The 9,709-nt window shown below is 64.7% G+C and carries 7 protein-coding genes; 1 reads left to right on the forward strand and 6 read right to left on the reverse strand.

All coding sequences use genetic code 11. The features are described from left to right. Nucleotides 1–139: 139 nt before the first annotated feature. On the forward strand, nucleotides 140–1,576 hold the full coding sequence (locus EN994_RS07040; protein ID WP_063168978.1) for an MFS transporter: 1,437 nt from the start codon (nucleotides 140–142) through the stop codon (nucleotides 1,574–1,576). A gap of 15 nt (nucleotides 1,577–1,591) precedes the next feature. Here the strand turns inward: EN994_RS07040 and EN994_RS07045 are convergent, their stop codons facing one another. The 6 genes from EN994_RS07045 to kdpA all read right to left on the reverse strand — a co-directional run. Continuing rightward, nucleotides 1,592–2,284: a response regulator transcription factor gene (locus tag EN994_RS07045; protein ID WP_063168979.1), complete on the reverse strand. Its 693-nt coding sequence runs from the start codon at nucleotides 2,282–2,284 to the stop codon at nucleotides 1,592–1,594. After that, the gene (locus EN994_RS07050; protein WP_063168980.1) at nucleotides 2,281–5,010 is read right to left on the reverse strand and encodes a sensor histidine kinase KdpD; all 2,730 of its coding nucleotides are present in this window, start codon (nucleotides 5,008–5,010) and stop codon (nucleotides 2,281–2,283) included. The genes EN994_RS07045 and EN994_RS07050 overlap by 4 nt, the downstream gene beginning before the upstream one ends. Before the next feature lie 54 nt (nucleotides 5,011–5,064). Next, complete coding sequence (gene kdpC / locus EN994_RS07055; RefSeq protein WP_063168981.1) at nucleotides 5,065–5,631, reverse strand: potassium-transporting ATPase subunit KdpC; 567 nt, start codon at nucleotides 5,629–5,631, stop codon at nucleotides 5,065–5,067. A 74-nt stretch (nucleotides 5,632–5,705) separates the two neighbouring features. Continuing rightward, a complete protein-coding gene (gene kdpB / locus EN994_RS07060) occupies nucleotides 5,706–7,799 on the reverse strand; it encodes a potassium-transporting ATPase subunit KdpB (protein WP_063168982.1) in 2,094 nt (697 codons plus the stop codon). After that, complete coding sequence (locus EN994_RS07065; protein WP_224621338.1) at nucleotides 7,796–7,993, reverse strand: hypothetical protein; 198 nt, start codon at nucleotides 7,991–7,993, stop codon at nucleotides 7,796–7,798. The genes kdpB and EN994_RS07065 overlap by 4 nt, the downstream gene beginning before the upstream one ends. 25 nt (nucleotides 7,994–8,018) lie before the next feature. Continuing rightward, on the reverse strand, nucleotides 8,019–9,709 hold a 1,691-nt coding region (gene kdpA, locus EN994_RS07070; RefSeq protein ID WP_127307458.1), incomplete at its 5' end, for a potassium-transporting ATPase subunit KdpA.

Consider the following 9,709-nt stretch of genomic DNA (forward strand, 5'->3'; position numbering starts at 1 on the left):
TTACAAGCCTGCCCCGAACGAAACAACGCCTCGATGCGGCGCCCGATCCGGCGCTGTCGAACCGCATGGTCCTGCCGGAAAGCCGCACTGGCTTCTGGCGTCCTGCGCTGGCGTCGAGATATGCAAGACAGGGGTGGAAATGACCGAGATCAGCACAAACAAGGTCGACTGGCGCGGATTATGGGCAAGCGGCGACCTGGCGCGCTTCTGCTTCATCAGCCTCGGCATCCTGTTGCACGCCACCAACGAGACGATGGTGGCAACGGTGATGCCGGCCATGGTCGGCGAACTGGCGGGCGTGCAGCTCGTCGGCTGGTCGCTGGCGATCTACGAACTCGGTGCCATCGTTGCCGGCGCGGCCGCCGGACGGCTGGTGAGTTATGTCCCCTTGCGCACCAACATGGTGGTCGCAGCCCTGCTCTACGCAGCAGGCGCCCTGATCTGCGCCACCTCGCCTTCCATGCAACTGTTCCTCGCCGGCCGCCTGATCGAAGGACTTGGCGGCGGTGCGCTGGTGTCGCTGGCCTTCGTCTCGGTCGAACGACTGTTCTCGCGCGCCATCTGGCCGCAGCTTTTCGGCATCATGTCGGCGATCTGGGGCGTCGCCGCCTTCAGCGGACCATTGCTCGGCGCGATCATGACCGAGCTTTTGTCATGGCGCTGGGCCTTCGGCATCTTCACCCTCGGCGGCGCAGCCATGGCGCTGGCAAGTTTCATCGTGCTCGACACGCCGGAGGCGACGAGGCCGAAGGCGAGCGCAGGCGGGGCGCCGCCCTTCCCGTTCGCGGCCCTTGCCTGCCTTGCCGTTGCCGTGGTGCTGATCGCCTCGGCCGGCGTCGACATCGCCTTGCTGCGCTCTTCGCTGCTGATGGCCTTCGGCCTCATCGGCCTGCTGCTGTTCTTCACCATCGACGCGCTGAAGCCGCTTTCGCGGCTGTTCCCGGCGCGGCTGTTCTCATGGCGCACGCCGGTCGGCGCCGGCATGACCATGGTTGCCGCTTTTTCGGTGGCCACCTGTTCCTTCGGCGTCTACGGGCCGCTGCTGCTGACCAGCCTTCACGACATTCCGCTGCTGACCACCGGCTACATCATCGCCGCCGAATCGATCGCCTGGTCGATCCTGTCGATCCTGGTCGCCAACGCGCCGCCGCGGCGCGAGCGGCTGATCATCATCGGCGGCGCGGTGATGATCGCGGCCGGCATCGCCGGCTTTGCCTACACGATACCCCTGGGCTCCATCCCGCTCATCCTGATCTGTGCCCTGTTGCAAGGCGGCGGCTTCGGCATCGCCTGGCCGTTCCTGACACGCGTCATCGTCGCCTCCGCCCCGAAGAGCGAGCAGACCATCGCCTCGGCGGCGGTGCCGACCATGCAGCGCATCGGCTACGCCGTGGGTGCAGCCCTTGCCGGCATCGTCGCCAATGCCAGCGGCTTTTCGCAAGGTTTGAACCACGACGCGGCGGCGAATGTCGCGTCCTGGCTGTTTCTTGCCTTCGTCCCGCTCGGCATTGTCGGCTGTCTCGCGGCCTTGCGGGTTTCCAAGCCGCTTGGCCAGCAGCTGGAAGCTACTGGCTAGAAGCGCCCAACCCGCTCATTCGACCTCGCGCAGGCGGTAGCCGACGCCGGTCTCGGTGGTGATGTAGCGTGGCTGGTCGGGGCTCTTCTCGATCTTCTGCCTGAGCTGGCGCACATAGACCCTGAGATACTGCACGTCGGACGAGTCGCCCCAGACCTGCTTCAACAGGAAATGGTGGGTCAGCACCTTGCCGGCGTGCTGCACCAGCATGCGCAGGATGTCGTATTCCTTCGGCGACAGCTTTACCTCCTTGCCCTCGACCTTGACGATGCGCTTGACCAGATCGACGCTGAGATCGCCGGTCTGGAAAATCGGCTTCTCTCCCTGCTGCTGGAACTTGTGGCGGAGCGCCACGCGGATGCGTGCGACCAGTTCGTTCATGCCGAAGGGTTTGGTGACATAGTCGTCGGCGCCGAGCTCCAGGGCCTGGACGATACCGGCCTCGTCGGTCCGGCTGGACAGGATGACCACCGGAATGTCGAGGCCGTCGTCGCGCCATTTGCGCAGCAACTCATGGCCGCTAATGCCGGGCAGGCCAAGGTCGAGCAGGACGAGGTCCGGCTTCTCCGCCTCCATCAGCTCGATGGCCGCCCTGGCATTCGGCGCCTCGCTGATCGCGTAGCCCTGGCTGCCGAGGCCGACGCGCAGCAGCTTGCGGATCGGCGGCTCGTCATCGACGACCAGTATCCTGACGTTCGAGTTTGTCATGCCAGGTCACCCACATCGTCGGTATTCGAAGCGTCGAAGTTGGGCGGATTTGCCGGCTTGGGCATTTTGATGGTGAAGACCGCGCCCGAACCGTCGGTCCGGTTTGCCGCCGTGATCGTGCCACCCATCGCCTCTATGAAGCCGCGGCAGATCGACAGGCCGAGCCCGGTGCCGGCGCGGATCTGGTCGCGCTTGCGCACCCGGTAGAAGGTGTCGAAAATCCGTTCCAGATCGCCGGGAGGAATGCCCGGCCCTTCATCCATGATCTGCAGCAGGACGGAGCCATTGTCGGTCCAGCCCTGGACGCGGATCGTCGAGCCGGCCGGGGCATATTTCGCCGCATTGTCGAGAAGATTGAACAACGCTTGCTCGAACAGCACCGGGTCGACCTTCAACATCGGCAAATCCCTGGGGATGTCCGTCTCGATCTTGTGCTCGCCGATGATTTTCCTGGCCCTTTGCAGGGCGGAGCCGACGATGTCGCCGACATAGTGAAAGGCGTAGTTCGGCTCCATCGCGCCGGACTCGATCTTGGTCATGTCGAGCAGATTGGCGATGAAGCGGTTCAACCGCTCGGATTCGTCGAGCACCGTCGACAGCAGTTCGGCCCGATCCGGTTCGGGAAGTGCTGCTGAAAAATCCCGCAGCGTGCCGGCGGCGCCCATGATGGCGGCGAGCGGCGTCTTCAGATCATGGGAAATGGAGGTGAGCAGCGCCGAGCGCAGCCTGTCCGCCTCGGCGGCGAGCTTGGCCCGGTCGACGTCGGCGACCAGTTGGATACGCTCGATGGCGACTGCCGCCTGGTCGGCCAGTGCGTCGAGAAGCCGCTGCTGCTCGGGCGTCAGCAACGGTCCCTGCTTGTCGTTGTCGAGGCCGACGACGCCGATGGCCGTGCGCCCGGTCCGCAAGGGCAGATAGAGGCGCTTGGCACCCGGAAGCGTGTCGGCGCCGCGACCTGCGGCACGATTGTGCTCCCAGGCCCAGCGGGCGGCGGCGATGTCGGCTTCGGCCAGCGTGTCATCAGGCGGATAGCCGGCCTTGACGGTGATCGTCCCGTCTTCCGGCAAAAGCAGCACCACGCGCAGCTTCAGCATCGAGGCGATCTGGAAGGCGGTGGCCCAGAGGACGTCGTCCAGCGTCCCGGCGCCGGCGAGCTTCTTCGAAAAGAGGTAGATATCCTCCGTCGCCCGCGCCCGCGAGCGGGCGGCGACCGCCTGGCGCTGCACGCGCGCCGTCAGATTGCTGGCAATGACCGCAACGACGAGAAAGACGCCAAGCGCGACGATGCTCTCCGGATCCCTGATCGTCAGCGTATAGCGCGGCTCCAGGAAGAAATAATTGAAAGCAAGGGCGCTGACGAAACAAGCATACAGAGCCGGCCACAGGCCGCCGGTCACCGCCGATGCCAGCACCCCGATGAGCAGAATGATCGCCAGATTGCGAACGTCGAGAAACTGATCGAGAAGGACGGCGAAGGCGAGCGAGCCGATGACAAAGGCCGTCGCCTTGAGATAGGGCCAGATTTCGAACTGCCACTGCTCGTCGGCCGCCTTGACGCTCCGCGACGCCGCCTCGGTGCCGCGTTCGCTTCCCGAAATGACATGGACGCTGATATCGCCGGCATTGCGGATGAGATCGTAGGTGAGCGAGCCTTCGATCAATTCGCGCCAGCGCGACCGGGTCGGCCTGCCGACGACGATATGGGTAAAATTGTTCGCCGTCGCATAACGCACGATGTCCTGCGCCACATTCTGACCCGGAATGGTCGTCACCTCGGCGCCAAGCTGCTGGGCAAGGCGCAGGTTCGTCGCCAGCCGGTCCTTGTCATTCTCGGGCATGCTGGCCGAGCGCGTGCTGTCGACGTGCAGCGCCGTCCACGGCGCACGCAGCCGGTCGGCCAGCCTGCGCGCATAGCGCACGCGGGCCGCTCCTCCAGGTCGCGCGTCGAGGCAGACGAGGACCCTTTCGCCTGCCGCCCACGGTCCTGGAATGGCGTGCGCCTGCATATGGATGAGCAACTGGTCGTCGACACGCTGCGCGGTGCGGCGCAGCGCCAGTTCCCTGAGCGCCGTCAGATTGCCCGGCGAGAAATAGTTCTCGATCGCGCGCTGCGCGGTGTTGGGGAAATAGACCTTGCCTTCCTCGAGCCGCTTGATCAGGTCGTCGGGGGTGAGATCGATGATCTCGACATCGTCGGCCTGGTCGATGATGGAATCGGGAACCGTCTCGCGAACCCTGACCTTGGTGATCTGGGCGACGACGTCGTTCAGGCTTTCGACATGCTGGATGTTAAGCGTCGTATAGACGTCGATGCCGTGCGTCAGGATCTCCTGGACGTCGAGGTAGCGCTTGGGGTGGCGGCTGCCGGGCGCGTTGGTGTGGGCGAGCTCGTCGACAAGAACCAGCGCCGGGCGCCGGGCGAGGATGGCGTCGATATCCATCTCGTCGAGGATACGCCCCTTGTAGTCGACCTTGCGGCGGGGAATGACCTCATAGCCCTCGACCAGGGCCGTTGTTTCCTTGCGGCCATGCGTCTCGACGACGCCGATCACCACATCCACGCCGTCGGCCAGCCTGGCGCGGCCCGACATCAGCATCTCATAGGTTTTGCCGACGCCCGGTGCCGCGCCGAGGAAAATTCTCAGGCGGCCGCGACCCTCCCGCTCGGCATGGTCAAGCAGTGCGTCGGGCGAGGGTCTGGTGTCGCTGCTTCTGTCGTCAGGCATCGGGATCGATCATGGATGGCGCCGGGGGTACTGTCGATCCCCGGCCGCCGCCATTCACTCTTTCGCTACGTCCAGCGCAAGGTTGAGGCCAAGCACATTGACCACAGGCTCGCCCATGAAGCCGAGTTCCCTGCCCTCGACTTGGGCATCGACAAGCGCCTTGACCCTGGCTTCCTCGATGCCCCTGGCCTTGGCCACCCGAGCGACCTGGAAGTAGGCGGCTTCCGGGCTGATGTCGGGATCGAGGCCACTGCCGGACGTCGTCACCAGATCCATCGGAACAGGCTGGTTCGGGTTTTCCGCTTTCAACTTCTCGGCGTCGCCCTTGATGCGGTCGATCAGCTTGGGACTGGTCGGGCCGAGATTGCTGCCGCTCGAGGAGGCTGCATTGTAGCCGTCGCCGGCAGCCGAAGGGCGGCCGTGGAAATACTTGTCGCTGGCAAACCCCTGGCCGATCGATTCGGAGCCGATGATCTTGCCGTCCCTCTCGACCAGGCTGCCATTGGCCTGCCGCGGAAACAGCGCCTGGGCGATGCCGGTCATGCCCAGGGGATAGATCAGGCCGGTCAGGACCGTGAAGAAGACGATCATGATGATCGCGGGTCTTATCTGGGTGAGCATGGAGATGTTCCTCAAAGCAATTCCAGGAAAAGTGTGAAGCGGTTTTCCCTAGGGAATTGCGTTAAAACAAAGAGTTAAGCGAGGCCAAGCGTGGTGACGATCATGTCGATCGCCTTGATGCCGACGAAAGGCACGATGAGGCCGCCGAGGCCGTAGACGAGAAGATTGCGGCTGAGCAGCGCGCCGGCGCCGATGGCCCGATATTTGACGCCCTTCAGCGACAGCGGGATCAGCGCGATGATGATCAGCGCGTTGAAGATGATGGCCGACAGGATGGCACTCTGCGGCGTCGCCAGATGCATGACGTTGAGTGCCTGCAGCGGACCGGTCGTCTGTCCCGGTGCGACGTAGAAGACGGCGAACATCGCCGGGATGATGGCGAAATATTTGGCGACGTCGTTGGCGATCGAGAAGGTCGTCAGCGAACCCCGCGTCATCAAGAGCGCCTTGCCGATCTCGACGATCTCGATGAGCTTGGTCGGATCGCTGTCGAGATCGATCATGTTGCCGGCCTCGCGGGCGGCGACCGTGCCGGTGTTCATGGCGACACCGACATCGGCTTGCGCGAGGGCCGGCGCATCGTTGGTGCCGTCGCCGCACATGGCAACCAGCTTGCCCTTGGCCTGTTCGTCGCGGATCAGCTTCAGCTTGTCCTCCGGTGTGGCCTGGGCGAGGAAGTCGTCGACGCCGGCTTCCGCGGCGATCGCCGCCGCCGTCATCGGGTTGTCGCCGGTGATCATCACCGTGCGGATGCCCATGCGGCGCAGTTCGGTGAAGCGCTCCCTGATGCCGCCCTTGACGATGTCCTTGAGGTGGATGACGCCGAGCAGGCGGCCGTCGCGTTCGACCGCCAGCGGCGTGCCGCCGGACTTGGCGATCTCGTCGGCGATGGCCTGGAGATCCCTGACGGTATCGCTGCCGGGCCGCGTGGCATGGGCTGCGACCGTCGATTGGTTGACATGGGCAAGCACGGAATCCACGGCGCCCTTGCGCACCGACGAACCATCGATGTCGACGCCGCTCATACGGGTCTGTGCTGTGAAGGGCACGAAGGTGGCGTGCAGCGTTGCCATGTCGCGGGCGCGGATGGCGTATTTCTCCTTGGCCAGCACGACGATGGAACGGCCTTCCGGCGTTTCGTCGGCGAGCGAGGCAAGCTGGGCCGCGTCGGCCAGTTCCTGTTCGGTGACGCCCTTGACCGGGCGGAACTGCGTCGCCTGGCGGTTGCCGAGCGTGATCGTGCCGGTCTTGTCGAGCAGCAGCGTGTCGACGTCGCCTGCGGCTTCCACGGCGCGACCCGACATGGCCAGCACGTTGAATCGCACCAGGCGGTCCATCCCGGCGATGCCGATGGCCGAAAGCAGCGCCCCGATCGTGGTCGGGATCAAGGTGACGAACAGCGCCACCAGAACGGTCACCGAAATGTAGCCGCCCGAATAGGAAGCAAAACTCGGGATCGTCGCGGTGGCCAGCACGAAGATCAGCGTCATGCCGACGAGCAGGATGTTGAGCGCGATCTCGTTCGGCGTCTTCTGGCGCTCCGCACCTTCGACCAGCGAGATCATGCGGTCGAGGAAGGTGTGGCCGGAAGCCGCCGTGATGCGCACGCGAACCCAGTCGGACAGCACCTGCGTGCCGCCGGTGACCGCCGAACGATCGCCGCCGGATTCGCGGATCACCGGCGCGGATTCGCCCGTGATCGCGGCCTCGTTGACCGAAGCGACGCCTTCGATCACTTCGCCGTCGGACGGGATGATGTCGCCGGCCTCGACCAGCACGGCATCGCCGACCTTGAGGCTGGTGCCGGGCACAAGTTTGTATTTGGTGCGGTCTTCACCGGTTAAAAGCTTGGCCTTGGTCTCGGTGCGTGCCTTGCGCAGCGAATCCGCCTGCGCCTTGCCGCGGCCTTCTGCGACCGCTTCGGCGAAGTTGGCGAACAGCACGGTGAACCAAAGCCAGATGATGATCTGCAGCGTGAAGCCGAGATTGCCGCCGCCGGAGACCAGGTCCTTGACGAACAGCACGGTGGTGAGCGCCGAGACGACGGCAACGACGAACATCACCGGGTTCCTGGCCAGCGTGCGCGGGTCGAGCTTGCGGAAGGCGCCGCCGATGGCGGGAAGCAGGATGCTGGCATCCATGATGCTGGCTGATTTCGAGTTGCTCATTTTGAAGCTCCGGCTTCGGTGTTGTTGGACGGCACCGGATGATCGGATGCCGAAAAGAGATGGGGCGGCCCGTAGGCCAGCAGCCAGAGGACGAGCATGACTGCCGCAAGGCCGAGAAACGTCGACAGGGTCGGGAAAGGAGGAGGTCCCTCCTCCTTTCCGTGATCGTCCCTGTGGGCGACCTTGCGGCGCATGGCATTGAACCACGACATGGCGGTCTCAGAAGGTCTGCCCGTGAGCCATCGCCAGGTGCTCGATGATCGGCCCGACGGCGAGCGCGGGGAAGAAGGTGAGGCCACCGACGATCAGGATGACGCCGATCAGCAGCCCGACGAACAGCGGGCCGTCGGTCGGGAAGGTGCCGGCGGAGGCCGGAACCGTTTTCTTCGCCACCAGCGAGCCGGCAATGGCCAGCGCCGAGATGATGACCAGGAAGCGGCCCATCAGCATGCCGATGCCGATGGTGATGTTGTACCAGGGCGTGTTGCCGCTGAGGCCGCCAAAGGCCGAACCGTTGTTGGCCGCCGCCGACGTGTAGGCATAGAGGACCTCGGAGAAGCCGTGCGGGCCGGCATTGCCCATCGACGCCACGCCGGTCGGCAGCACGACGGCGATGGCCGTGAAGATCAGCATCGCCAGCGGCAGGCACAATATGGCCAGCATCGCCATCTTGACCTCCTTGGCCTCGATCTTCTTGCCGAGATATTCGGGCGTGCGACCGACCATCAGGCCGGCGACGAAGACGGCGACGACGATGTACATCAGGATGCCGTAGAGGCCCGCGCCGACACCGCCGACGATGACTTCGCCAAGCTGCATGTTGATGATCGGGATCATGCCGCCGAGCGCCGTGAACGAGCCGTGCATGGCGTTGACAGCGCCGCAGGAAGCGGCCGTGGTGATGACGGCAAACAGCGCCGACAAGGCGATGCCGAAACGTGTCTCCTTGCCCTCCATGTTGCCGCCGTCGATGCCCAGCGCATGCACCAGCGGGTTGCCGGCGGCTTCCGCCCAGTAGCAGATGGCGACACCGGCGATGAACATGACGCCCATGGCCGAGAGGATCGCCCAGCCCTGGCGCTGGTTGCCGATCATGCGGCCGAAGACATTGGTCAAGGCGGCGCCGATGGCGAAGATCGACACCATCTGGATCAGGTTGGAGATCGCGTCGGGGTTCTCGAACGGGTGCGCGGCATTGGCGTTGAAGAAGCCGCCGCCATTGGTGCCGAGCATCTTGATGGCCACCTGCGAAGCGACCGGGCCGACGGCGATGGTCTGCTGCGCGCCTTCGAGCGTCGTGGCGTTGACATAGGCGCCCAGCGTCTGCGGCATGCCGAGCCAGACATAGGCCAGCGTCAGCACGACGCAGAACGGCAGCAGCAAATAGAGTGTGGAGCGGGTCATATCGACCCAGAAATTGCCGATCGACTTGCCCGAAGCCCGGGCAAAGCCGCGGATCAGCGCGATGGCTATGGCAATGCCCGTGGCCGCCGAAACGAAGTTCTGCACCGTCAGCCCAGCCATCTGCACGAGATAGGACATCGTGCTCTCGCCACCATAGTTCTGCCAGTTGGTGTTGGTCATGAAGCTGGCGGCGGTGTTGAAGGCGAGCCCTGGTTCAACCGCTGTCATGCCGGCCGGGTTGTAGGGCAGGCTGCCCTGCAGGCGCTGCAGGGCGTAGAGCACCAGGAAGCCGGCAAGGTTGAAGAGCAGCAGGGCGACCGCATAGGTGGTCCAGTGCTGTTCCTCCCGTTCGCTGGTTCCGCAAACACGGTACAGCCCGCGCTCGAGCGGGCCGAAGACGGGCGAGAGCAGCGTCCGGTCGCCGTCGAAGACGCGGTGCATGTAGCCGCCGAGCGGCTTCACCAGCAATATGACGATCCCGCAATAGACCAGGATCTGTATCCAAC

This window comes from Mesorhizobium sp. M7A.F.Ca.CA.002.09.1.1 (assembly GCF_003998555.1).
Lineage (GTDB): Bacteria > Pseudomonadota > Alphaproteobacteria > Rhizobiales > Rhizobiaceae > Mesorhizobium > Mesorhizobium ciceri.